21 protein-coding genes, 1 tRNA gene and 2 pseudogenes are annotated in these 23,375 nt (G+C 67.4%); 11 read left to right on the top strand and 13 right to left on the bottom strand.

From position 1 onward, the window contains the following. Nucleotides 1–22: 22 nt before the first annotated feature. From putP to AAHH99_RS20175, 5 genes are all read right to left on the bottom strand, one after another. Nucleotides 23–1,543, bottom strand: coding sequence for a sodium/proline symporter PutP (putP, locus tag AAHH99_RS20195; RefSeq protein WP_418770303.1), 1,521 nt, complete (start codon nucleotides 1,541–1,543; stop codon nucleotides 23–25). A gap of 60 nt (nucleotides 1,544–1,603) precedes the next feature. Next, a tRNA-Val gene (locus tag AAHH99_RS20190) sits at nucleotides 1,604–1,675 on the bottom strand. A gap of 45 nt (nucleotides 1,676–1,720) precedes the next feature. Beyond that, nucleotides 1,721–2,188 (bottom strand): peroxiredoxin, encoded by a 468-nt coding sequence (locus tag AAHH99_RS20185; RefSeq protein ID WP_418770245.1) that lies wholly within the window; start codon nucleotides 2,186–2,188, stop codon nucleotides 1,721–1,723. 28 nt (nucleotides 2,189–2,216) lie between these two features. Further along, entirely contained in the window at nucleotides 2,217–2,645 is a 429-nt protein-coding gene (locus tag AAHH99_RS20180) for a DUF3052 domain-containing protein (protein ID WP_064347257.1), read from the bottom strand. A gap of 135 nt (nucleotides 2,646–2,780) precedes the next feature. Then, nucleotides 2,781–3,281 carry a hypothetical protein gene (locus AAHH99_RS20175; protein WP_418770302.1) on the bottom strand — a complete coding sequence of 167 codons (501 nt, stop codon included), beginning with the start codon at nucleotides 3,279–3,281 and terminating at the stop codon, nucleotides 2,781–2,783. Nucleotides 3,282–3,532: 251 nt separating this feature from the next. Between AAHH99_RS20175 and aceE the strand changes: the two genes are divergently transcribed. The 7 genes from aceE (at nucleotide 3,533) to AAHH99_RS20140 (ending at nucleotide 13,108) form a co-directional block, all read left to right on the top strand. Beyond that, the gene (gene aceE, locus AAHH99_RS20170) at nucleotides 3,533–6,322 is read left to right on the top strand and encodes a pyruvate dehydrogenase (acetyl-transferring), homodimeric type (RefSeq protein WP_418770244.1); all 2,790 of its coding nucleotides are present in this window, start codon (nucleotides 3,533–3,535) and stop codon (nucleotides 6,320–6,322) included. 82 nt (nucleotides 6,323–6,404) lie between these two features. Continuing rightward, nucleotides 6,405–7,694 carry a PucR family transcriptional regulator gene (locus AAHH99_RS20165; RefSeq protein ID WP_418770243.1) on the top strand — a complete coding sequence of 430 codons (1,290 nt, stop codon included), beginning with the start codon at nucleotides 6,405–6,407 and terminating at the stop codon, nucleotides 7,692–7,694. Between the two features lie 139 nt (nucleotides 7,695–7,833). Beyond that, nucleotides 7,834–8,745, top strand: coding sequence for an ACP S-malonyltransferase (locus tag AAHH99_RS20160; RefSeq protein ID WP_418770301.1), 912 nt, complete (start codon nucleotides 7,834–7,836; stop codon nucleotides 8,743–8,745). 76 nt (nucleotides 8,746–8,821) lie between these two features. Then, nucleotides 8,822–9,124 (top strand): meromycolate extension acyl carrier protein AcpM, encoded by a 303-nt coding sequence (acpM, locus tag AAHH99_RS20155; protein ID WP_064394089.1) that lies wholly within the window; start codon nucleotides 8,822–8,824, stop codon nucleotides 9,122–9,124. Further along, nucleotides 9,121–10,371 (top strand): 3-oxoacyl-ACP synthase KasA, encoded by a 1,251-nt coding sequence (gene kasA / locus AAHH99_RS20150; protein WP_418770242.1) that lies wholly within the window; start codon nucleotides 9,121–9,123, stop codon nucleotides 10,369–10,371. The genes acpM and kasA overlap by 4 nt, the downstream gene beginning before the upstream one ends. A 23-nt stretch (nucleotides 10,372–10,394) precedes the next feature. Next, a complete protein-coding gene (gene kasB, locus AAHH99_RS20145) occupies nucleotides 10,395–11,648 on the top strand; it encodes a 3-oxoacyl-ACP synthase KasB (RefSeq protein ID WP_418770241.1) in 1,254 nt (417 codons plus the stop codon). Nucleotides 11,649–11,683: 35 nt separating this feature from the next. Further along, nucleotides 11,684–13,108 (top strand): acyl-CoA carboxylase subunit beta, encoded by a 1,425-nt coding sequence (locus tag AAHH99_RS20140; RefSeq protein WP_418770240.1) that lies wholly within the window; start codon nucleotides 11,684–11,686, stop codon nucleotides 13,106–13,108. 102 nt (nucleotides 13,109–13,210) lie between these two features. On the opposite strand, the gene AAHH99_RS20135 is transcribed toward AAHH99_RS20140, so the two are convergent. Further along, nucleotides 13,211–14,755 carry an FAD-dependent oxidoreductase gene (locus tag AAHH99_RS20135; protein ID WP_418770239.1) on the bottom strand — a complete coding sequence of 515 codons (1,545 nt, stop codon included), beginning with the start codon at nucleotides 14,753–14,755 and terminating at the stop codon, nucleotides 13,211–13,213. Beyond that, nucleotides 14,752–15,330 carry a TetR/AcrR family transcriptional regulator gene (locus AAHH99_RS20130; RefSeq protein ID WP_418770238.1) on the bottom strand — a complete coding sequence of 193 codons (579 nt, stop codon included), beginning with the start codon at nucleotides 15,328–15,330 and terminating at the stop codon, nucleotides 14,752–14,754. The genes AAHH99_RS20135 and AAHH99_RS20130 overlap by 4 nt, the downstream gene beginning before the upstream one ends. 59 nt (nucleotides 15,331–15,389) lie before the next feature. On the opposite strand from AAHH99_RS20130, the gene AAHH99_RS20125 reads away from it, so the two are divergent. Together AAHH99_RS20125 and AAHH99_RS20120 are read left to right on the top strand one after the other, a co-directional pair. Beyond that, nucleotides 15,390–16,970, top strand: a complete 1,581-nt coding sequence (locus AAHH99_RS20125) for an FAD-binding oxidoreductase (RefSeq protein WP_418770300.1) — start codon at nucleotides 15,390–15,392, stop codon at nucleotides 16,968–16,970. Then, entirely contained in the window at nucleotides 16,967–17,884 is a 918-nt protein-coding gene (locus AAHH99_RS20120) for a diacylglycerol kinase (protein ID WP_418770237.1), read from the top strand. The genes AAHH99_RS20125 and AAHH99_RS20120 overlap by 4 nt, the downstream gene beginning before the upstream one ends. Nucleotides 17,885–17,999: 115 nt before the next feature. Here the strand turns inward: AAHH99_RS20120 and AAHH99_RS20115 are convergent, their stop codons facing one another. The 5 genes and pseudogenes from AAHH99_RS20115 to AAHH99_RS20095 all read right to left on the bottom strand — a co-directional run. Continuing rightward, nucleotides 18,000–18,512 carry a DUF3145 domain-containing protein gene (locus AAHH99_RS20115; RefSeq protein ID WP_066841821.1) on the bottom strand — a complete coding sequence of 171 codons (513 nt, stop codon included), beginning with the start codon at nucleotides 18,510–18,512 and terminating at the stop codon, nucleotides 18,000–18,002. 109 nt (nucleotides 18,513–18,621) lie between these two features. Then, nucleotides 18,622–19,446, bottom strand: coding sequence for a serine hydrolase domain-containing protein (locus AAHH99_RS20110; RefSeq protein WP_418770236.1), 825 nt, complete (start codon nucleotides 19,444–19,446; stop codon nucleotides 18,622–18,624). Between the two features lie 10 nt (nucleotides 19,447–19,456). Next, nucleotides 19,457–20,533: a class I SAM-dependent methyltransferase gene (locus tag AAHH99_RS20105; RefSeq protein ID WP_418770235.1), complete on the bottom strand. Its 1,077-nt coding sequence runs from the start codon at nucleotides 20,531–20,533 to the stop codon at nucleotides 19,457–19,459. A gap of 71 nt (nucleotides 20,534–20,604) precedes the next feature. After that, nucleotides 20,605–20,715: pseudogene (locus AAHH99_RS20100) on the bottom strand (dioxygenase); the annotation flags it as partial. Beyond that, nucleotides 20,701–20,826, bottom strand: a pseudogene (locus AAHH99_RS20095) (dioxygenase); the annotation flags it as partial. The pseudogenes AAHH99_RS20100 and AAHH99_RS20095, both read right to left, overlap by 15 nt. 37 nt (nucleotides 20,827–20,863) lie before the next feature. Between AAHH99_RS20095 and AAHH99_RS20090 the strand changes: the two are divergent. Then, nucleotides 20,864–21,952 carry an S-(hydroxymethyl)mycothiol dehydrogenase gene (locus tag AAHH99_RS20090; protein ID WP_418770234.1) on the top strand — a complete coding sequence of 363 codons (1,089 nt, stop codon included), beginning with the start codon at nucleotides 20,864–20,866 and terminating at the stop codon, nucleotides 21,950–21,952. Between the two features lie 28 nt (nucleotides 21,953–21,980). Further along, the gene (locus tag AAHH99_RS20085) at nucleotides 21,981–22,610 is read left to right on the top strand and encodes an MBL fold metallo-hydrolase (protein WP_418770233.1); all 630 of its coding nucleotides are present in this window, start codon (nucleotides 21,981–21,983) and stop codon (nucleotides 22,608–22,610) included. 20 nt (nucleotides 22,611–22,630) lie between these two features. On the opposite strand, the gene AAHH99_RS20080 is transcribed toward AAHH99_RS20085, so the two are convergent. Then, nucleotides 22,631–23,374 (bottom strand): SHOCT domain-containing protein, encoded by a 744-nt coding sequence (locus tag AAHH99_RS20080; RefSeq protein ID WP_418770232.1) that lies wholly within the window; start codon nucleotides 23,372–23,374, stop codon nucleotides 22,631–22,633. Nucleotide 23,375 lies beyond the last annotated feature (1 nt).

Raw genomic sequence — 23,375 nt, 5'->3', positions numbered from 1 at the left:
GAGGTGCCATGCTCTTGCCGCTTCAGGCCGGCGCCGCAGTCTCGCGCGCCTTCGCGGTCATCTCGGAGAATTCGGACTGGATCTCGTCGTCCTCGCGGGCGGTCATGAGGGATATGGCGACGCCGACCGCAAGACACGCGACGAAGCCGGGAACGATCTCGTACATCGCGCTCGCCAGCGCCTCGGTCTGACCCCAGACGCCGACCACCACGGCGCCGGCGATCATGCCGGCGATCGCCCCGGCCGAGGTGAGTTTGCGCCAGAACAGGGACAGAATGATCAGGGGACCGAACGCGGCGCCGAAGCCTGCCCACGCGAATCCGACGAGGTCGAGGATCGTGTCATCGGGGTTGAGCGCCAACAAAACCGCCACCACCGCGACCGCCAACACCCCGAGCCGACCGTAGGTGACCAACCTCGTCGGACTCGCCTCCTTGCCGAACGCACGATAGATGTCTTCGACCAGGGCCGACGAGCACACGATGAGCTGCGACGAGATCGTCGACATGATGGCTGCCAGTACCGCGGCGAGCACGATCCCGGCGACGAAGGGGTGGAACATCACCTGCGCGAGGCGGAGGAACACGGTCTCGGGATTGTCCAACGTCACGCCCTCGCGGAAGAAGTACGCCAAGCCCGCGAAGCCGGTGGTGATCGCGCCAGCGGAGGTGAGGACCATCCAGCTGATGCCGATACGACGTCCGGCCTTGGCGTCGGCCGAGGAGCGCATCGCCATGAAACGGACGATGATGTGCGGTTGTCCGAAGTAGCCGAGGCCCCAAGCCGCCGCCGACACGATGGCGAAGAAGCTTCCGCCGAAAAGCAGTGATGTGCGCTGGATTTCGTCACCGGGGTTGGCGGTGTTGTGGGCGGTGTCGGCGGCCTGGACCAGATGGACCATTTCACCGGGTCCGCCGGTGGCAATTATTGCGGCTAGGGGGATCGTGACGAGCGCCGCCAACATCAGCAGCCCCTGCGCGACGTCGGTGAGCGACGCTCCGAGGAAACCGCCGAACAGCGTGTAGCACAGGGTGACTCCGGCGACCAGCAACATGCCCGTCAGATACGACGAGCCGAACGAGGACTCGAAGAACACGCCGCCGGCGACCATGCCCGACGACACGTAGAACGTGAAGAAGACCAGGATGATCGTGCCTGCCGAGATTCGCAGGACATGCGACTTGTCACGCAGCCGGTTCTCGAAGAAGCTCGGCACGGTGATCGAGTTGTTGGCGATCTCGGTGTAGGCCCGCAGTCGCGGGGCGACGAACTTCCAATTGAGCCAGGCGCCGATCACCAGCCCGATCACGATCCACGACTCGAGCAGACCAGAAGCGTAGATGGCGCCGGGGACACCGAGAAGCAACCATCCGGACATGTCGGAAGCGCCCGCCGACAGCGCGGCGACGGTCGGGGTGAGCCTGCGCCCGCCGAGCATGTAGTCGTCGAGATCGCTGGTCTGGCGGAAGGCGTAGAAGCCGATCGCGAGCATCATGGCGAAGTACAGGCCGATCGCCAACATCTGAAACGCGGTGTCGGATATGGGTCTTCTCGTTCCGCCGGAGAGTCTCGAACTTACCCGCAGATCGTATGAGAAATTCGGTGGGCGCGGACGGTATCGAACCGCCGACCGCTGGTGTGTAAAACCAGAGCTCTACCACTGAGCTACGCGCCCCTGCAGGGCAAGCTACACGGCCATGACCTGCGGCGAGAAATCACCTCAATCGGAGCGCAGCGCCGCCAACGCGTCCGTCCACAGCGCCTGATCGCGGGCCTCCCCCGGCTCGTTCATCTCGGCGAACCGGAGGATCCCGCTGCGGTCGACGACGAACGTGCCGCGGTTGGCGATGCCCGCGTCCTGGTTGAACACCCCGTAGGCCATCGCGACCTCGCCGTGCGGCCAGAAATCCGACAGCACGGGGAACGTGAAGCCGCTCTGGGTGGCCCAGATCTTGTGCGTGGGCGGAGGGCCCACCGAGATCGCCAGCGTCGCGGTGTCGTCGTTCTCGTACTCAGGCAACCGGTCGCGGATCTCGTCGAGTTCACCCTGGCAGATGCCCGTGAACGCCAGCGGGAAGAAGACCAGCAGCACGTTCTTGGCACCCCGGAAATCGCTCAGCGTGACGGGCTGACCGTTCTGGTCCTTGAGGGTGAAATCGGGTGCCTCTGTGCCGACCTCGATCGTCATCGCAGCCCTCTGGTCTTCGCGCAAGCACTCATCCGCGCCTCCCCGCTGCCTTCGACTTCGGCTGCACCAACCGAGTGGCGATCCAGTCACCCAGGTTGGCCGATGACGTCTGCATCAGGCCGGCTGTGGGTGCCGACTCGGCGACCTCTGCCGGTTGGACGTGACCGGGTTTGCCCGTCTTCGGGGTCACCACCCAGATGACGCCGTCGTCGGCCAACGGGGTGATGGCGTCCATCAGCGCATCCACGAGGTCCCCGTCGTCGTCGCGCCACCAGAGCAGCACCACGTCGATGACCTCGTCGGCATCCTCGTCGAGCAGCTCGCCGCCGCACGCTTCCTCGATGTCGGCTCGGATGTCGTCGTCGACGTCCTCGTCCCAGCCCAGTTCCTGTACAACCTGATCTTTTTGGATGCCCAGTCTGTGGGCGTAGTTCGGGGCGTCATCCGCCGCGACCACGGTCGGTCCTCCTTCAGCCGGCTCGGGCGCACGTTGCGCTCGGCATCTCTTAGGCGATTGTCCTGCGCCCTATCGTCGCACGAAGCACCGCACCCGCACGCGACTGGCAGCAAGGTTGGCCAAAATATCGCTCGGTCAATACGCGGCGTCACAAAGGTTGAGCGCAGTGGTCTTGGTGTCGTTGAGCGCGGTGATCGCGGCGTTGAACTCGTCGGGCCCGTAGTTGCCTGCGATCGCCGTGGCCACATCCCGGGCGGCGCGGACCCAGCCGTTGAGCGCATCCGTGAGCTCGGGTCCCAGCGGATCGGCGATGCTGCGCGCGACCATGTCGGCGCTGTGGTTCAGGGCGTCGATCGCGGGCCCGGCCTTGGCGGGCACGTCCCCCGCGCTCCGGTTGAACGCGTCGACGTAGGCGTTGACCGCGGTGATCGCCTCGACACTGGTGGAGCTCAACGTCTCGCACGACGAGTGGATGGCCTCCTTGGTGATCGAGGCCTGACGTTCCGACTCCCTGGCGCTGGAACTGGCCGCGGACTCCGCCAGCGAGGCCGACACCGACGCCCGGTACACGGGCGCCTCGGCCGCGTCCACCTGTGCGGAACCCTCGGTGACGCTGCTACAGCCGACCACGACCATGGCGGCGGCGGCCGAGATGCCGACCACGAGTGCGCCGATCCGCAGCGGTTTTTGCACCAGCGCACCGATCACCACGGCTGCAGACGTTACCGGGTCGCTCCGACGACCGCCGGTTCATTGCAGTCGGCAACCCCCACCGGTGCGTGTGGGGCAGGATGGGAGAAGGATGGAACCCGTCGCTCACGGTTCGAGCGCAGAAAACATCTGCGCGAGGAGCGGGGGCACCCGAACCGCCTACCAAGGAGCGGAAGTTGACCACCGAGTTCGCGCGCCAGGACCTGGCCCAAAACTCCACCAACGCAGCCGAACACGACCGGGTCAGGGTGATCCGCGAAGGCGTCGCGTCGTACTTGCCCGACATCGATCCCGAAGAGACCGGCGAATGGCTGGAATCGTTTGATCAGCTGCTCGAACAGTCCGGCCCCGCGCGGGCACGCTACATGATGTTGCGTCTGCTCGAACGCGCCGGCGAACAGCGCGTGGCCATTCCGTCGCTGACGTCGACCGATTACGTCAACACCATCCCCACCGAGCTGGAGCCGTGGTTCCCCGGCGACGAGGACGTCGAACGCCGCTACCGCACCTGGATCCGGTGGAACGCCGCGATCATGGTGCACCGCGCACAACGGCCGGGAGTCGGTGTCGGCGGACATATTTCGACCTACGCGTCGTCGGCCGCACTCTACGAGGTCGGCTTCAACCACTTCTTCCGCGGCAAGCAGCATCCCGGCGGCGGCGACCACGTGTTCATCCAAGGTCACGCCTCACCGGGCATTTACGCCCGCGCGTACCTCGAAGGACGCCTGTCGGCAGACCAGCTCGACGGCTTCCGCCAGGAGCACAGCCACCCCGGCGGCGGGCTGCCGTCGTACCCGCATCCGCGGCTGATGCCCGACTTCTGGGAGTTCCCGACGGTCTCCATGGGGCTGGGCCCGATGAACGCCATCTACCAGGCCCGGTTCAACCATTACCTGCACGACCGGGAGATCAGGGACACCTCCGATCAGCACGTGTGGGCGTTCCTCGGCGACGGGGAGATGGACGAACCCGAGAGCCGGGGATTGGCGCACGTCGCCGCGCTGGAGGGGCTGGACAACCTCACCTTCGTGGTCAACTGCAACCTGCAGCGCCTCGACGGGCCGGTACGCGGAAACGGCAAGATCATTCAGGAGCTCGAGTCGTTCTTCCGAGGGGCCGGCTGGAATGTCATCAAGGTGGTGTGGGGCCGCGAATGGGATGCGCTGCTGCACGCCGACCGCGACGGCGCGCTGGTCAACCTGATGAACAGCACGCCCGACGGCGACTACCAGACCTACAAGGCCAACGACGGCGCCTACGTGCGCGACCACTTCTTCGGCCGCGATCCCCGCACCAAGGCGCTCGTCGAGAAGATGTCGGACTCCGAGATCTGGAACCTCAAACGCGGCGGCCACGACTACCGCAAGGTGTACGCCGCCTACCGCGCCGCCATGGAGCACAAGGGCCAGCCGACGGTCATCCTGGCCAAGACCATCAAGGGTTACTCGTTGGGTGCGCACTTCCAGGGCCGCAACGCCACCCACCAGATGAAAAAGCTTGCGCTCGAAGACCTCAAGTACTTCCGCGATGCCCAACGCATCCCGATCAGTGACGAGCAACTCGAGGAGAACCCGTACCTTCCCCCGTACTACCACCCCGGCCCGGAAGCACCCGAGATCCGCTACATGCTCGACCGCAGGCGTGCGCTCGGCGGGTTCCTGCCCGAACGTCGTACCAAGACCAAGTCGTTGACACTGCCCGGTCGCGACACCTACAAGGCGCTCAAGAAGGGGTCCGGTAAGCAGGAGGTGGCCACGACGATGGCCAGCGTCCGGACGTTCAAGGAACTGTTGCGCGACAAGGAGATCGGTTGGCGCATCGTGCCGATCATCCCCGACGAGGCACGCACGTTCGGCATGGACTCGTGGTTCCCCAACCTCAAGATCTACAACCGCAACGGTCAGCTGTACACCTCGGTCGACGCCGAACTGATGTTGGCCTACAAGGAATCCGAGGTCGGCCAGATCCTGCACGAGGGCATCAACGAGGCCGGGTCCTCCGCCAGTTTCATCGCGGCAGGCACGTGCTACTCGACGCACAACGAGCCGATGATCCCGATCTACATCTTCTATTCGATGTTCGGATTCCAACGCACCGGCGACAACCTGTGGGCGGCCGCCGACCAGATGACGCGAGGCTTCCTTCTCGGCGCCACGGCGGGGCGCACCACGCTGGTGGGTGAGGGCCTTCAGCACGCCGACGGGCATTCGCTGCTACTGGCCGCGTCCAACCCCGCGGTCGTCGCCTACGATCCGGCGTTCGCCTACGAGATCGCCTACATCGTCGAGAGCGGTCTGAGCCGGATGTACGGCGAGGACCCCGAGAACGTCTACTTCTATATGACGATCTACAACGAGCCCTACGTCCAGCCGCCGGAGCCGGAGGGCCTCGACGTCGAGGGCCTGCTGCGCGGCATCTACCGCTACCAGCCCGCACCCGAGAAGCGGTCCAATACGGCTCAGATCCTGGTGTCGGGCGTGGCCATGCCGTCGGCTCTCAAGGCCGCCGAGCTGCTCGCCGACGAGTGGGATGTCGCCGCCGACGTGTGGTCGGTGACCAGCTGGGGCGAGCTCAACCGCGACGGCGTCGAGATCGAGAAACGACGGCTGCGCCATCCGGACCAGCCGGCCGGCACCCCGTACATCACCAAGGTGCTCGCCGACGCCGAAGGCCCGGTCATCGCGGTGTCGGACTGGATGCGCGGGGTTCCCGAGCAGATCCGGGCGTGGGTCCCCGGCACCTACATCACGCTGGGCACCGACGGGTTCGGCTTCTCCGACACCCGTCCCGCCGCGCGTCGGTACTACAACACCGATGGCGAATCGATCGCGGTCGCCGTGCTCGAAGGCCTGGCCCGTGACGGCAACATCGACCAGTCCGTCGCGGTCGAGGCGGCCAAGAAGTACGAGATCGACGACGTGCTGGCAGCCCCCGAACAGACCTCGGACCCCGGAGTGGCGTAGCCACGACATTGGACGGAAGCGTGGCCTGACCGCACTCCGCCGCTTGGAGGTTTCCTCCATAACAGTGGCGTAGCCTTTAGAGGTGCCTGACAACCGGTTCGTGCCACCGAAGTCGACGGTCGAGGTTCTCGAAGCCGTTCCCGACTCGGTGCTTCGCCGGTTACAGCAGTATTCGGGCCGGCTGGCCACCGAAGCGGTGCGGGCGATGGAGGAACGCCTGCCGTTCTTCGCCGAACTCGAGGCCTCGCAGCGGGCCAGTGTCCAGCTGGTCGTCCAGACCGCGGTGGTCAACTTTGTCGAGTGGATGCGCGACCCGCAGAGCAACGTCAGCTACACCGCGCAGGCCTTCGAGGTGGTGCCACAGGACCTGCGGCGGCGCATCGCGCTGCGCCAGTCGGTGGAGATGGTGCGCGTAACCATGGAGTTCTTCGAAGAGGTGGTGCCGCTGCTGGCCCGCTCCGAGGAGCAGCTGACCGCGCTGACCGCGGGCATCCTGCGCTACAGCCGCGACCTCGCGTTCGCCGCGGCCAGCGCGTACGCCGACCAGGCCGAGGCGCGCGGCGCATGGGACACCCGGATGGAGGCCAACGTCGTCGACGCGGTGGTGCGCGGCGACGTCGGCCCCGAGCTGCAGTCCCAGGCCGCCGCGCTGAACTGGGACGCCACCGCACCCGCCACCGTCATCGTCGGGCTGCCGCAGCCCGACCGCATCGATCTGGCCAGCGACGACGTCCACGACGTGGTGCGGCGCAATGGTCGCGCCGCGCTGTCGGACGTGCACGGCACATGGCTGGTTGCGATCGTGTCGGGTGCGCTCTCCCCGACCGACAAGTTCTTGACCGACATGATGACGGTGTTCGCCGAGGGGCCCGTCGTGATCGGACCCACCGCCACCACGCTGGCGAGCGCACACCGCAGCGCGACCGAGGCCATCGCGGGCATGAACGCCGTCGCAGGCTGGTCGGGCGCGCCGCGGCCGGTGTCGGCGCGCGAACTGCTCCCCGAACGCGCACTCCTGGGCGACGTGTCGGCGATCGCGGCGTTGGAGACCGAGGTGATGAGGCCGCTTGCCGATGCGGGTCCGGCGTTGGCGGAGACCCTCGACGCCTATCTCGACTCCGGCGGGGCCATCGAGGCCTGCGCACGCAAATTGTTCGTTCATCCAAATACCGTTCGGTACCGGCTGAGACGAATCGCCGACTTCACCGGGCGTGATCCCACGCTTCCGCGCGACGCCTACGTGCTGCGGGTGGCCGTCACCGTCGGCCGATTGGGCCGTCAGCCATACCAGACGAGCACAGCAAACATGATCAGTCCGGCGCGTTCAGCGCTGCGACCAGCACCGCTGAACGCTCAGCTGGACAGGGCGTAGATCGCGGGCAGATTTCGGTAGCGTCGCATCACAGGCGATTTTGTGGGGTCTCCACAAAAACATAAGACGAGGTTCATAATCTCTTACACCGCGCAAACCCGTCTTCACAGTGTTTTCTTAATTCGTGCCTCATAACGCTGTGCTTGCACTTCTCGCGCCCGGGCAGGGCTCCCAGACACCCGGCATGCTCGCCGCATGGCTGGAGCTGCCCGGTGTCGCCGAGCGGCTCGCCGGATGGTCCGAGATCAGCGGGCTGGACTTGGCCCGCTTGGGCACCACCGCCTCCGCAGAGGAGATCACCGACACCGCGGTGACCCAGCCGCTCGTCGTCGCGGCGACGCTGCTGGCCCATGAGGAACTGACCCGTCGCGGTGCAATCGCCGACAAAAAGACCGTGGTGGCCGGCCACTCCGTCGGCGAGATCGCCGCTTACGCAATCGCCGGCGTCATCTCCGCCGACGACGCCGTCAAGCTAGCGGCCACCCGGGGTGCCGAGATGGCCAAGGCGTGCGCGGTCGAGCCCACGGGCATGGCCGCCGTGCTCGGCGGCGAGGAAGCCGATGTGCTGGCCCGCCTCGAAGCGCTCGACCTGGTCCCGGCCAACCGCAACGCAGCCGGACAGATCGTCGCCGCCGGTGCGATCGCCGCGCTGGACAAGCTGGTCGAGGATCCGCCGGAGAAGGCGCGGGTGCGCAAGCTGGCGACCGCCGGTGCATTCCACACCCACTACATGGCCTCGGCCCTCGACGGTTATGCCGCCGCGGCCGACGGTGTAACGAGCACAGAACCGAACACGACGCTACTGTCGAACGGGGATGGCCAGCCGGTGGATTCGGCTGCCGACGCCATGAGCAAGCTGGTGGCGCAGATGACGCGCCCGGTCCGCTGGGACCTCTGCACCGAGACGATGCGCCGGCTCGCTGTGACCGCGATCGTCGAGTTCCCGCCGGCCGGGGCCCTCGCTGGTATCGCGAAAAGAGAACTTCGGGGGGTGCCGACGCACGCCGTCAAGTCCCCCGCTGACCTGGACGGGCTCGCCGAACTCTCATAGGCAGGCCTGCGCCAGACACAACCACATAACGATCGTCATTCCCATCAAGTAACACCACTAAATAGAAGGAGCCACCGTGCCCGCCAGTCAGGACGAAATCATCACCGGTCTCGCCGAGATCATCGAAGAGGTCACCGGCATCGAGCCTTCCGAGGTCACCCCTGAGAAGAGCTTCGTCGACGACCTGGACATCGACTCGCTGTCGATGGTCGAGATCGCCGTGCAGACCGAGGACAAGTACGGCGTGAAGATCCCCGACGAGGACCTCGCCGGTCTTCGCACCGTCGGTGACGTCGTCACCTACATCCAGAAGCTCGAGGAAGAGAACCCCGAAGCGGCCGCGGCCATCCGCGCGCAGATCGAAGCCGATCGGGCATGAGTAGACCTTCCACTGCTAACGGCGGTTTCCCCAACGTCGTCGTGACCGCCGTCACGGCGACCACGTCGGTCGCGGCGGACATCGAGAGCACGTGGAAGGGGCTGCTGGCCGGAGAAAGCGGCATCCGCGTCCTCGAGGATGAGTTCGTCACCAAATGGGACCTTCCGGTCCGCATCGGTGGTCACCTCGTGGACGCGATCGACGACCACATGACGCGACTGGACATGCGACGGATGTCGTATGTCCAGCGCATGGCCAAGTTCCTGTCTGGCCAGCTCTGGGAGACCGCGGGTACGCCCGAGATCGATCCCGATCGCTTCGCCGTGGTCGTCGGCACCGGTCTGGGTGGCGGCGAGAAGATCGTCGAGACTTACGACGCGATGAACGAGGGCGGCCCCCGCAAGGTGTCGCCGCTCGCGGTGCAGATGATCATGCCGAACGGTGCGGCCGCGGTGATCGGTCTGCAACTGGGCGCGAGGGCCGGGGTCATCACCCCGGTCTCGGCCTGCTCATCGGGTTCGGAGGCCATCGCCCACGGCTGGCGCCAGATCGTCATGGGTGACGCCGACATCGCCGTCGTCGGCGGCGTCGAGGGCGGAATCGAAGCGCTGCCGATCGCGGCGTTCTCGATGATGCGCGCGATGTCGACCAACAACGAGGATCCCGAGGGCGCCTCGCGGCCGTTCGACAAGAACCGCGACGGGTTCGTCTTCGGCGAGGCCGGTGCACTCATGGTCATCGAGACCGAGGAGCACGCCAAAGCCCGCGGCGCCAAGCCGCTGGCACGCCTGATGGGTGCGGGCATCACGTCCGATGCCTTCCACATGGTGGCGCCCGCGTCCGACGGCCTTCGCGCCGGCCAGGCGATGAAACGTGCGATGGAGACCGCGGGCCTGGATCCCAAGGACATCGACCACGTCAACGCCCACGCCACGGCCACGTCCATCGGTGATGTCGCCGAGGCCAACGCGATCCGGTCCGCCGGGGTGGAGCATGCTGCGGTCTACGCGCCGAAGTCGGCGCTCGGCCACTCCATCGGAGCGGTCGGCGCGCTGGAGTCGGCTCTGACCGTGCTCTCGCTACGTGACGGCGTCATCCCGCCGACACTGAACTACGAGACGCCCGATCCTGAGATCGATCTCGATGTGGTTGCAGGCGAGCCTCGTTATGGCGACTACCAGTACGCCATCAACAACTCCTTCGGCTTCGGCGGACACAATGTCGCCCTGGCCTTCGGACGCTACTGAGCGGAAGGAAGTCCTCAGCAGTAATGGCAGGGTTATCGACGGGGGACGGTTTCCCCAACGTCGTCGTCACGGGTATCGCCATGACGACGGCCCTGGCCACCAGCGCGGACGACACCTGGAAGAAGCTGCTGGACGGCCAGAGCGGAATCCGCAGGCTCGAGGACCCGTTCGTCGAGGAGTATGACCTGCCGGTTCGGATCGGCGGGCATCTCCTCGAGGACTTCGACCACGAGTTGACCCGAGTGGAACTACGCCGGCTGTCGTATCTGCAGAAGATGTCGACGGTCTTGAGCCGGCGGGTCTGGGAAGACGCGGGCACACCGGAGGTCGACCCCAAACGGCTGATGGTGTCGATCGGCACCGGCATGGGCTCCACCGAGGAGTTGGTGTTCAGCTACGACAACATGCGCGCCAAGGGCCTCAAGGCGGTTTCACCGTTGGCCGTGCAGATGTACATGCCCAATGCCGCTGCCGCCGCAGTGGGATTGGAGCGAAAGGCCCGCGCCGGGGTGGTCACTCCGGTGTCGGCCTGCGCATCGGGTTCCGAAGGCATCGCGCACGCCTGGCGCAACATCGTGCTCGGCGATGCGGACGTCGCGATCTGCGGCGGGGTGGAGACCAAGATCGAGGCGGTGCCGATCGCCGGCTTCGCTCAGATGCGAATCGTCTTGTCCACCACCAACGATGACCCTGCCGGCGCATGCCGCCCGTTCGACAAGGACCGTAACGGGTTCGTGTTCGGCGAAGGGGGTGCGCTGATGGTCATCGAGACTGAAGAGCACGCCAAAGCCCGCGGCGCCAACATCCTGGCCCGGCTCATGGGAGCCAGCATCACCTCGGACGGCTACCACATCGTGGCGCCGGACCCGAACGGCGAACAGGCCGGTCACGCGATGACGCGCGCCATCCAGCTCGCCGGGCTGCAGCCCACTGACATCGACCACGTCAACGCGCATGCCACCGGCACCAGCGTCGGCGATGTGGCCGAGGGCAAGGCGATCAACAACGCGATGGGCGGCCACAAGCCTGCGGTGTACGCACCCAAGGCGGCGCTCGGCCACTCGGTCGGCGCGGTCGGTGCCGTGGAGTCCATCCTGACCGTTATGGCGTTGCGCGAAGGCATCATTCCGCCGACGCTGAACCTGCGAAACCTCGACCCGGAGATCGATCTGGACGTGGTCGCCGGTGAACCGCGGTCAGGCAATTACCAGTACGCGATCAACAACTCGTTCGGATTCGGTGGGCACAACGTCGCGCTCGCTTTCGGGAAGTACTGACACTCCCCGGAATCCAGCGCAACAGGAGGTATTGAATGACGACCATGGCGCCCGAGACAGTCGGCGAATCGCTCGACCCTCGTGACCCACTGCTGCGTCTGAGCACCTTCTTCGACGACGGCAGTGTCGAACTGCTGCACGAGCGCGACCGTTCGGGCGTTCTCGCCGCCGCCGGAACCGTCAACGGGCTGCGCACCATCGCGTTCTGCACCGACGGCACCGTCATGGGCGGGGCCATGGGCGTCGAGGGCTGTGCCCATATCGTCGACGCCTACGACCAAGCCATCGAGGAGCAGAGCCCGATCGTGGGCATCTGGCACTCCGGTGGCGCCCGCCTCGCCGAGGGCGTCAAGGCGCTGCACGCCGTCGGCCTGGTGTTCGAGGCGATGATCCGGGCCTCCGGCTACGTCCCACAGATCTCGGTCGTCGTCGGGTTCGCCGCCGGCGGTGCGGCGTACGGTCCGGCACTCACCGACGTGATCGTGATGGCGCCCGAGAGCCGGGTGTTCGTCACCGGACCCGACGTAGTGCGCAGCGTGACCGGCGAGGACGTCGACATGGCGTCGCTGGGCGGCCCGGACACCCACCACAAGAAGTCCGGCGTCTGCCACATCGTCGCCGACGACGAACTCGACGCCTACGAGCGCGGCCGCCGACTGGTCGGATTGTTCTGCCAGCAGGGCCATTTCGACCGGGCCAAGGCCGAAGCGGGCGACACCGACCTGCACGCGCTGCTGCCGGAGTCGGCGCGGCGCGCATACGACGTGCACCCGCTCGTCGAGGCGTTGTTGGACGAGGGCGTGCCGTTCGAGGAGTTCCAGGCCAAGTGGGCCCCGTCGATCGTCATCGGTCTCGGTCGGTTGTCCGGTCGCTCCGTCGGCGTCATCGCCAACAACCCACTGCGTCTCGGCGGCTGCCTGAACTCTGAAAGCGCCGAGAAGGCGGCGCGATTCGTGCGCCTGTGCGACGCGTTCGGGATTCCGATCATCAACGTCGTCGACGTTCCCGGTTACTTGCCCGGCGTTGATCAGGAGTGGGGCGGCGTCGTGCGGCGCGGAGCCAAGCTGCTGCACGCGTTCGGTGAGTGCTCGGTCCCGCGAGTGACCCTCGTGACGCGCAAGATCTACGGCGGCGCCTACATCGCGATGAACTCGCGCTCGCTGGGTGCGACGAAGGTCTATGCATGGCCGGACGCCGAGGTCGCGGTCATGGGTGCCAAGGCCGCGGTCGGCATCCTGCACAAGAAGAAGCTGGCCGCCGTGGAAGATCTCTCCGAGCGCGAGGCTCTGCACGAGCAGTTGGCCGTGGAGCACGAGAAGCTCGCGGGCGGAGTCGATTCCGCGATCGATATCGGCGTCGTCGACGAGAAGATCGATCCGGCGCACACCCGCAGCAAGCTGACCCAGGCGCTGGCGGAGGCGCCGGCACGCCGCGGCCGGCACAAGAACATCCCGCTGTAACCTCCAGCGGCGCCGCAACCTCCAGCGTCGAAACCGACGTTTGGGCGGGAATGCGCGCGTGGAATCGACCATTTCGTCGGCCTCGGTGAAAGAGGCGCGAAGCTACCGTTCGCGCGCTGACACCAAGAACTCGTCGGCTACCGCCACCACCCGTTCGCGGTCGGCCTCGACCAGTCCGATGCGGGTGCGGCGGTCGACGATGTCCTCGACGGTGAGCGCGCCCTCATGGGTCACCGCGTACTCGAATTCCGCACGGATGACGTCGATATCCTCGGCGACCGGTTCCGTAGGCCGCTCGCACGCAGCGGCGGCGATGACGTTCGGCGCCTCGGCGCCGAAGCGAGCCACCAGTGAACCGGGCATCTCCGTCGGATGACGCAGCGTGGCAACCGGATTCGACGGCGCCCCGACAAGTGGCAGGTTGCGGGTGCGGCAGTCGGTCGCGGTCAGCCCGCGCCACTCGATCGCCCGGTCGAGCACGTCCTCGGCCATGAAGCGGTACTCGGTCAGCTTGCCGCCGATGACACTGATGACGCCCGAGGGTGATTCGACGACCGCGTGTTCGCGCGACACATCGGCGGTGCGGCCCGCGCCCGTGTCGATCAGAGGACGCAGCCCTGCGTAGGCGCCGATCATGTCGGACGGGCTCAACGCGACATCGAGGGCGGTGTTCACCGTGTCGAGCAGGAACGAGACCTCCTCAGGCGCGGGTTCGGGAATGTCCGGGACCGGCCCTGGCGCGTCCTCGTCGGTCAGCCCGAGGTACACCCGGCCCAGCTGCTCGGGCATCGCGAACACGAAACGGTTGATCTCCCCTGGTATCGGAATAGTCAGCGCCGCAACCGGTTTGCCGAACGCCGCCGCGTCGAACACGAGATGCGTTCCACGGCTGGGCCGCAGCTTGATCGAGAAATCCACCTCGCCCGCCCACACCCCGGAGGCGTTGATCACCGCGCGCGCTGCAACCTCCAACGACTCGCCGGTGAGCTGATCGGTCAGCCGGACCGAGGTGCCGGTCGCGTGCGACGCCGCCACCCGCGTCAACACCCGGGCGCCGTGTTGGGCCGCCGTGCGCGCCACCGCGGTGACCAGGCGGGCGTCATCGATCAACTGCCCGTCATAGGCCAGGAACGCGCCGTCGAGACCGTCGCGGCGCACGGTCGGCGCCAGCTCGACGGCCCGGCGCGCGTCGATCCGCCGGGAGCGCGGCAACACCGACGCCGGCGTGCCCGCCAGCTTGCGCAGGCCGTCGCCCGCGGCGAAGCCGATACGCACCAACGCCCTCGACGCGGGGTTCATCGACGGAAGCAGCGGAACCAGTTGCGGCATCGCCGAGACCAGGTGAGGTGCGTTGCGTGTCATCAGGATTCCGCGTTCAACGGCGCTGCGGCGGGCGATTCCGACGTTGCCGGTCGCCAAATATCGCAGCCCGCCGTGAACCAGCTTGGAGCTCCAGCGGCTGGTGCCGAACGCCAGGTCCTGCTTCTCCACCAGCACAACGCTCAGACCGCGGGTCGCCGCGTCCAGCGCGATGCCCGTTCCGGTGATACCACCGCCGATGACGATGGCGTCGACGCGCTCGCCGTCGGCCAGCGCCGCCAGTTCGGCGCTGCGCCGCGCGGAGTTCAGAGCCGTCGAGCCGGTCACGGTGCCAGATACCCGTCGAGGGCGTGCGCCAACTCGGCGTCGAGCGCATCGGTGTCCAACAGCTTTTCGACCATCTGCGCGGACTGAATCGCCGACTGGGTGATCAGCAGGCACATCGCGGCCAGCTGGCGCGCATCACCGGCGCGCACGCTGCCCTCGTCCTGAGCAATCTTGATGGCGTGGGTCAACGCGTCGATGAGGATCATCTGGCTGGTCCCGAGCCGGTTGGCGATGTAGACCATCGCGAATTCCGGTGCATCCCGCAGCACCGACATGATGATGTCGTCGTTCCGCAGGTGCCGGGCCACCTCCACTACCCGCTGCACCAGCGCTCTGCGGTCGGAACCGCTGTCGGGCACTTTGTCCAGCACGCCCGCGATGCGCTCGGTCATCAGCGCCGCGAGCACGCCGTTCGTATCGGACCACCTGCGGTAGATGGTCGGGCGGCTCATGCGCGCGCGCCGGGCGATGTCGGTCAGCGTGACCCGCTTGACCCCGACCGCAAGCACGCAGGCCGCCGCGGCATCGATGATGCGCGCCTCGACCGTCGACTCCTCGTTACGGATTGACGACATGTGTAATACTGTAACGCATGACGCGTCCGGATGCTCCCTCGACCACTCTCCTGCCCCCGATGAAGTGGAACGCCTGGGGCGATCCCGCCGAGGCGAAACCACTATCCGACGGCATCCGGACGCTGCTCGAACAGGCGCTCGGCGTAGAGACGTCGACCGACGGAGAACTCGAATCCGAGCAGGTGCGCCTGCGGCCGTCGGCGCTGACCGACGAGGACCGCGATGCGCTCACCGGCATCGTCGGGAGCGACTACTGCCGCGTCGACGAGCGGGGTCGTCTGCTCCGGGCCGGCGGCAAGTCGACGCTGGACCTGCTGCGCCGCCGCGACCCCGGTGAGCAGGACGCGCCGGACGCCGTGGTGCTGCCGGGCACCGAGGAGGAGATCGCGGCGATCCTGCACCTGTGCGGTGAGCGCCGCCTCGCCGTCGTCCCGTTCGGCGGCGGCACCAGCGTCGTCGGCGGCTTGGATCCGATCCGCGGCGAATTCCGCGCGACGATCTCCCTGGACCTGCGCCGATTCGACGAACTGCACTTCCTCGACGAGGTGTCCGGGGAAGCCGAACTCGGCGCGGGAGTGACCGGGCCGGACGCCGAACGCCTGCTGGGTGCGCGCGGCTTTTCGCTCGGCCACTTCCCACAGAGTTTCCAGTTCGCCACCATCGGCGGCTTCGCCGCGACCCGTTCGTCGGGCCAGGACTCGGCGGGCTACGGCCGCTTCAACGACATGGTGCGCGGCCTGCGGGCGGTCACGCCGGTCGGCGTTTTGGACCTCGGCCGCGCACCGGAGTCGGCGGCCGGACCTGACCTGCGACAACTGCTGATCGGGTCAGAGGGCGTGCTCGGCGTCATCACACGGGTTCGAGTAAGGGTGCATCCGGTCCCGACGGCCACCCGCTATGAGGCGTGGTCGTTCCCCGACTTCGCCTCCGGCGCCGACGCCCTGCGCGCCGTCGTGCAGACCGGAACGGGCCCGACGGTGATCCGGCTGTCCGACGAGGCCGAGACCGGAGTGAACCTCGCGACCACCGACAGCATCGGCGAAAAGCAGATCACCGGCGGCTGCCTGGCGATAACGATGTTCGAGGGCACCGAAGCCCATGTCGCCAGCAGACATTCCGAGACGCGCGCGGTGCTCGGGGCCGCGGGCGGCACCTCGCTGGGCGAAGAACCCGCACGCGCATGGGAGCACGGCCGGTTCAACGCGCCGTATCTGCGTGACTCGCTGCTGTCGGCGGGCGCGCTGTGCGAGACGCTGGAGACGGCGACGAACTGGTCGAACGTGCCTGCGCTCAAGGCCGCGGTCACCGAGGCGCTGACGAACGCGCTGACCGAAACCGGCACGCCATCGCTGGTGCTGTGCCACATTTCGCACGTGTATCCGACCGGCGCGTCGCTGTACTTCACGGTCGTCGCCGGGCAGCGGGGCAACCCGATCGAGCAGTGGCGCAAGGCGAAAGCCGCGGCGTCGGAGGCGATGATGCGCACCGGGGCCACCATCACCCACCACCACGCCGTCGGCGCCGACCACCGGCCGTGGATGCGTGACGAGGTGGGCGACCTCGGCGTCGCGATCCTGCGCGCGGTCAAGGACGCACTTGACCCGGCGGGAATCCTCAACCCGGGCAAGTTGATTCCATGACGATCGACGGCCGCGTCACGATGCTGACGAACCCCGCCTCGGGGCACGGCAGCGCACCACACGCGGCCGAACGCGCTGTCGCGCAATTCCATCGGCGCGGCATGGACGTCGTCGCGATCGCGGGCACCAGCGCCGAGCACGCGCGCAAACTCGTCGAGGGCGCACTCGAACGTGGGATGGATGCGCTCGTGGTCGTCGGCGGCGACGGCATCATTTCCCTTGCGCTGCAAGTGCTTGCGCAGACCGACATCCCGCTGGGCATCATCCCGGCGGGCACCGGCAACGACCACGCACGCGAATTCGACATTCCCACCCGTGATCCCGAAGCCGCCGCCGACGTCGTTGTCGACGGCCTGACCGGCGGGGCCGCCCGGACGATCGACCTCGGGCGGATCCGCGGCGCCGACGGCACCGACAAGTGGTTCGGCACCGTGATGGCCGCGGGTTTTGACTCGCTGGTCACCGACCGGACCAATCGGATGCGCTGGCCCCACGGCCGCATGCGGTACAACCTCGCGATGGTCGCGGAGCTGTCGAAGCTGCGGCTGCTGCCGTTTCGGTTGTCGTTCGACGGCGAGGAGGTGACGACGGAGTTGACGCTCGCCGCATTCGGTAACACCCGCAGCTACGGCGGCGGCATGCGGATCTGTCCCGGCGCCGACCCGACCGACGGGCTGCTCGACGTGACGATGGTGGCCTCGGCGTCGCGCACCCGGCTGATCCGGTTGTTCCCCACCGTGTTCAAGGGCACCCACGTCGACCTCGACGAGGTCAGCACCGCACGGGCCAAGACCATCACTGTGGATTCCCCCGGCATCAACGCCTACGCCGACGGCGAGTACATGTGCCCGTTACCGGTCGAGGTGTCGGCGGTGCCCGGCGCCCTGAAGATCCTGACGCCGCACCGAAAGTGAAATCTACGACGGAAAACCGGCGACAAGCGTCGCCGGATGCACATTCGGCGTCGTCGGCTACCCGACTCCCTGCCTGATGTCGTCGGCTACCCGACTCCCTGCCTGATGTCGTCGGCTACCCGACTCCCCGGCTCAGCCAGCTGACCTCCGCGCCCGCACCGCCGTCGCGGTACGGCTCCAGGGCCTCGTCCCATGCCGTGCCCAGCACGGAGTCCAGTTCGGCGGCCAGCGTGTCTGCGCCGGCGGCCATCATCGCCCGCAGGCGCATCTCGCCGACGATCACGTCGCCGTTGGCGCTCATCGATCCGCTCCACAGTCCGAGCTGCGGCGTGTGACACCAGCGATGGCCGTCGACGCCGGGGCTGGGGTCCTCGGTCACCTCGAAGCGCAGCACCGACCACGAGCGCAACGCACTGGCCAACGCGCCACCGGTCCCGACCGGGCCGACCCAGTTGGTGACGGCACGCAGCTGTCCCGGCATGGCCGGTTGGGGGGTCCACTTGAGGTTCGCCCTCGACTGAAGGGTCGACGACAACGCCCACTCGACATGCGGGCACACCGCAGCGGGTGACGCGTGGATGTAGACCACGCCCGTCGTCGCTTCGGCGAACTGGTTCGACGCACGCATTTGCCACTCCTTCGGCTCCACGAGGGACGTCTTCCCCAAGCGGCCTCTTGGACCCGAAATTACAGCTGTGTCGTGCGTGTCTATTGTGCCTTGTGAGGCGCCTGTTGCGCTAGTCTGCGGCAAATTCTCTCAGGAGTTCGTCAGACAAGGCCCGCCAGGGCTTGTACGCCCACTCGCCGAAATTGCGGTCGGTGAGCACGACGAGCGCCAGATCGGCGTCCGGATCGACCCACAAAAACGTCCCTGACTGGCCAAAATGCCCGAACGTGCGCTCGGAGTTCGCCGCGCCCGTCCAGTGCGGCGACTTGCCGCCGCGGATCTCGAAGCCCAGCCCCCAGTCGTTGGGCCGCTGCACACCAAACCCCGGCAGCACCCCGTCAAGGCCAGGAAACTGCACCGAGATCGCCTCGCCATGCAGTTGTGCGGAGACCGTCGCCGGCCGCAGCAAGTCCGCGGCGAAGGCCGCTAGATCGGCGACCGTCGACGTCGCGCCGTACCCCGCGGCAGCCGCGCCACCATCGAGCACGCTGTCGGTCATGCCCAGCGGTTCGAACACCGCCTCGGTCAGATACCGGTCGAACGCGATGCCCGTCGCCTTCTCGAGCGTCTCGGCGAGCACCCCGAACCCGTAGTTCGAGTAGACGCGCCGCGTCCCCGGCTCGGCCATCGTCTCCGACGAGCGCATCGAGTAACCCGACGCGTGCGCCAACAGGTGACGCACGGTCGCCCCAGGCGGGCCCGCCTCGGTGTCGAGTTCGACGGCGCCCTCCTCGACACCGACCTGCACCGCACGTGCGGCCAGCGGCTTGGTCACCGACGCCAACTCGAATCGCCGCCGCTGCTCGCCGTGCTCGGCCAGTACTCCGGACGGCCCGACCACCGCGGCCGCGGCGTGGGGAACCGGCCAGTCGTCCATGAGATCCAGCGCGCTCATCGCGCCGAGCCTACTTGCGCGCGATGTAGTAGTTGTTGATCGGATCGGTCTCGATCTCGCGGACCTGCACGTCGCTGAAGCCGGCATCGGCGAGCATCGACGCGGCGAGCTGGTGGCCCCAACAGGTGCCGAGTCCCGCGCCGTCGAGGCCGAGCGACACCGTCATGCAGTGCATGGTCGAGACGGTGTAGAGGTACGTGGACAGCGGCACGCCGACGTTGTCCTCCAGTCGGCTCGAGGCCTTGATATCGACCATGAGCAGGTATCCGCCCGGCCGCAGCGCACGGTGGATGTTCGCCAACACCGCGGCCGGCGCGGCCTGATCATGGATGGCGTCGAAAACCGTGACCACATCGAAACTTTCGGGCAAGTCGAGGGCGGCGACGTCGGCGGCGACGAAGGTGACGTTGCCCAGGTCCAGCCGAGCCGCCTCGGCGCGCCCCACGCCGAGCCCCTCGTCACTGAAGTCGATCCCGGTGAACCGGCTGGCCGGGAAGGCCTGGGCCATCACGTTGATCGCGTGCCCGCTACCGCAACCGATGTCGGCGACGTCGACGCCCTCGCGCAGCCGCTGCGGCAGTCCGTCGGCCATCGGAAGGATGACGTCGACGAGCGCGGCGTCGAACACCTCACCGCTCTGCTCCGCCATCACGTTGTGGAACCGCGGGTACTCGCTGTAGGGCAGCCCTCCGCCGGAGCGGAAGCAGCCGATGATCTTCTGCTCAACCTCGGCCAGCAACGGGATGAACTGCGCGACGCGCGCGAGGTTGTCCGGGCCTGCGGCGCGGGTGAGCACCGCGGCACGGTGTTGCGGCAGCGAGTACGTGCCCGCCGCCGCGTCGTAGTCGACCACCCCGGCCGCGACCACACCGCCCAGCCACTCCCGCACATAACGTTCGTTGAGTCCCGCGGCCGCGGCGATCTCGGCGCTGGTGGCCGGGGCCGAACCGGCCATGGTGTCCCACAACCCGGTCTGGTGGCCGATCGACGACAGCAGGGCAAGGCTGGCGTTGTCGATCGCGGACACCATCCGCGCGGCGAAATCCTCGGTCGTGTCCGCGGCTGGGCTGTGGTCGATATCGGTCATCGCGATTTCCTTCCGGCGTGCTGAGCTGATGTCCATTGCACAACGGAGTCCCGCGCCGGGTGGTTCAACCGCTAAATCAATTCGATCGATCTCTTGGCCAGCCCCATCCAGTAGCCGTCGATCACCTGCCGTGCCTGCTGTGCGGGATCCCTAGAGGCGCCGAGCGCGACGAGGATGGCCGCTGGACGCGGCAATTCGCCCGCCCATGCCGCCAGCTGACTCACCCACGTCCCGTCGTCGACGAGCGGCGGCGCACCGTAGGAGAGGAACAGCGCGGGAAGCGAATCAGCCATATGTCCCGGTGTTCCCCGCAGCCGATAGGTTGTACTCATGAGTCAAACGGTGCGCGGAGTGATCTCACGAAAGAAGGACGAACCAGTCGAGGTCGTGAACATCGTGATTCCCGACCCGGGTCCGGGTGAGGTGGTGGTCGACGTCACCGCGTGCGGGGTCTGCCACACCGACCTGACGTATCGGGAGGGCGGCATCAACGACGAATTCCCGTTCCTGCTGGGCCACGAGGCCGCGGGCACGGTTGAATCCGTCGGCGAAGGCGTCACCAACGTCGAACCCGGCGACTTCGTGATCTTGAACTGGCGCGCGGTGTGCGGCCAGTGCCGGGCCTGTAAGCGCGGCCGCCCGCACCTGTGCTTCGACACCCACAACGCCGCGCAGAAGATGACGCTGACCGACGGCACCGAGTTGACCCCGGCGCTGGGCATCGGCGCGTTCGCCGACAAGACCCTCGTGCACGAGGGGCAGTGCACCAAGGTCGATCCCGCCGCCGATCCCGCCGCGGCCGGACTGCTCGGCTGCGGCGTGATGGCCGGCCTGGGCGCCGCGGTCAACACCGGTGCGGTGAGCCGCGACGACACCGTGGCGGTGATCGGCTGCGGCGGTGTCGGCGACGCCGCGATCGCCGGCGCCGCACTGGTCGGCGCCAAGCGCATCATCGCCGTGGACACCGACAACAAGAAGCTCGAGTGGGCGCGCGACTTCGGCGCTACCCACACCATCAACGCCCGCGAGCTGGACCCCGTGGAGACCATCGCCGACCTCACCGACGGCTTCGGCGCCGACGTGGTGATCGACGCGGTCGGGCGACCGGAGACCTGGAAGCAGGCGTTCTACGCCCGCGACCTGGCGGGAACCGTTGTCCTGGTGGGTGTCCCGACCCCGGACATGACGCTGGAGATGCCGCTGATCGACTTCTTCTCGCGCGGGGGCGCACTGAAGTCGTCGTGGTACGGCGACTGCCTGCCCGAACGCGACTTCCCCACCCTGATCAGCCTGTACCTGCAGGGGCGTCTACCGCTGGACAAGTTCGTCACCGAACGCATCGGCATCGACGACGTCGAAGAGGCGTTCCACAAGATGCACGGCGGCTCCGAGGTGCTGCGCTCGGTGGTGATCTTGTGATGAATGCTCGCGCGAAGAACGGAGAATCATGAACGGCGGACCGGTCGGCCGGGTGGTCACCCACGGCACCTTCGAACTCGACGGCGGCAGTTGGGAAGTCGACAACAACATCTGGATCGTCGGCGACGACTCCGAGGTGGTGGTGTTCGACGCGGCCCACGACGCGGGACCGATCGTCAACGCGGTCGGCGGTCGCCATGTGGTCGCGGTCGTGTGCACTCACGGGCACAACGACCATGTGACGGTTGCGCCCGAACTGGGTCAGGCGCTCGACGCTCCGGTACTGATGCACCCGGCCGACGACATGCTGTGGCGAATGACGCACCCGGACAGCGACTTCCGCACTGTCTCCGACGGCGACACCCTGCGGGTCGCCGGGACCGAGCTTCGCGCCCTGCACACGCCCGGCCACTCGCCGGGTTCGGTGTGCTGGCACGCGCCCGAGTTGAACGCGGTGTTCTCCGGCGACACCCTCTTCCAGGGCGGGCCTGGGGCGACAGGGCGGTCGTTCTCCGACTTCCCTACCATCCTCGAGTCGATCTCCGGCCGACTCGGCAAGCTGCCCGACCACACAGTCGTCTACACGGGTCACGGCGACTCCACGACGATCGGCGACGAACTCGTCAACTACGACGAGTGGGTGGCCCGCGGCAGCTGAGCTGCCAATCGGCTCGGCGGCTAGTCCCCCAGGATGCGGCGCTTCTCTGCCTCGAACTCGGCCTCGGTCAGCGCACCCGAATCCCGAAGAGCGGCCAGCTGCTTCAGCTGTTCGAGGCGTGCGCCCCGGTCGTCGGGTTGATACGCCGACGCGGGCGTCGAGACCGCCCGAAGCGTCGGCGGTGCGTCGGCGTTGACGATCTCGTGCGGCGCCAGCGGGCGCGCCGCCTTGGCCGCGCGGCCCGACCAGATCAGGGCGGCGATGAGCGCGAGTACCCCGACTGCGGCCAACGCGCCGCACAGCCACGCCAGCCAGCCGTACGAACTGCCGTGGCCGAAGGACAGGCGGGGATCGATGTATCCGTTCACATTGCCGTCGGTCGAGACTCGATAGGTGCCGGGCTCGGCGACCCGGACCACCCAGATCCGCACGTGGGTGTCGCTGTTCACGGTGGTTGTCCCGCCGATACTTTCAGTCACCTCGGGATCCGCTGCACCGCCGGGCGCGTCGATGTTGATGCTGAGCGCGGGGATCGGAAAGCCACTGGTGGGTTGTCCGGTGGTCACGGTGTGGAAGCTGACGGTCACCTCGCCTGCGGGCAACTCGATGTTTCCGGACCCTGGTATCGGCACCTCGCCGTATGCGTCGAAATCGTCGAGGACGAACGCGTTGAGCACCAAGGTGACGATGAAACCGACGACGGCGGTCACGAGGGTCAACACGGAGACGACGACGGCGACGCGCGGCCCGACCCTTCCGCTCATG

The sequence above is a fragment of the Mycobacterium neumannii genome (genome assembly GCF_048452905.1).
Taxonomy (GTDB): domain Bacteria; phylum Actinomycetota; class Actinomycetes; order Mycobacteriales; family Mycobacteriaceae; genus Mycobacterium; species Mycobacterium neumannii_B.
The sequence above is the reverse complement of the archived record's forward strand: the minus strand, read 5'-3'. Positions and strand labels throughout refer to the sequence as shown.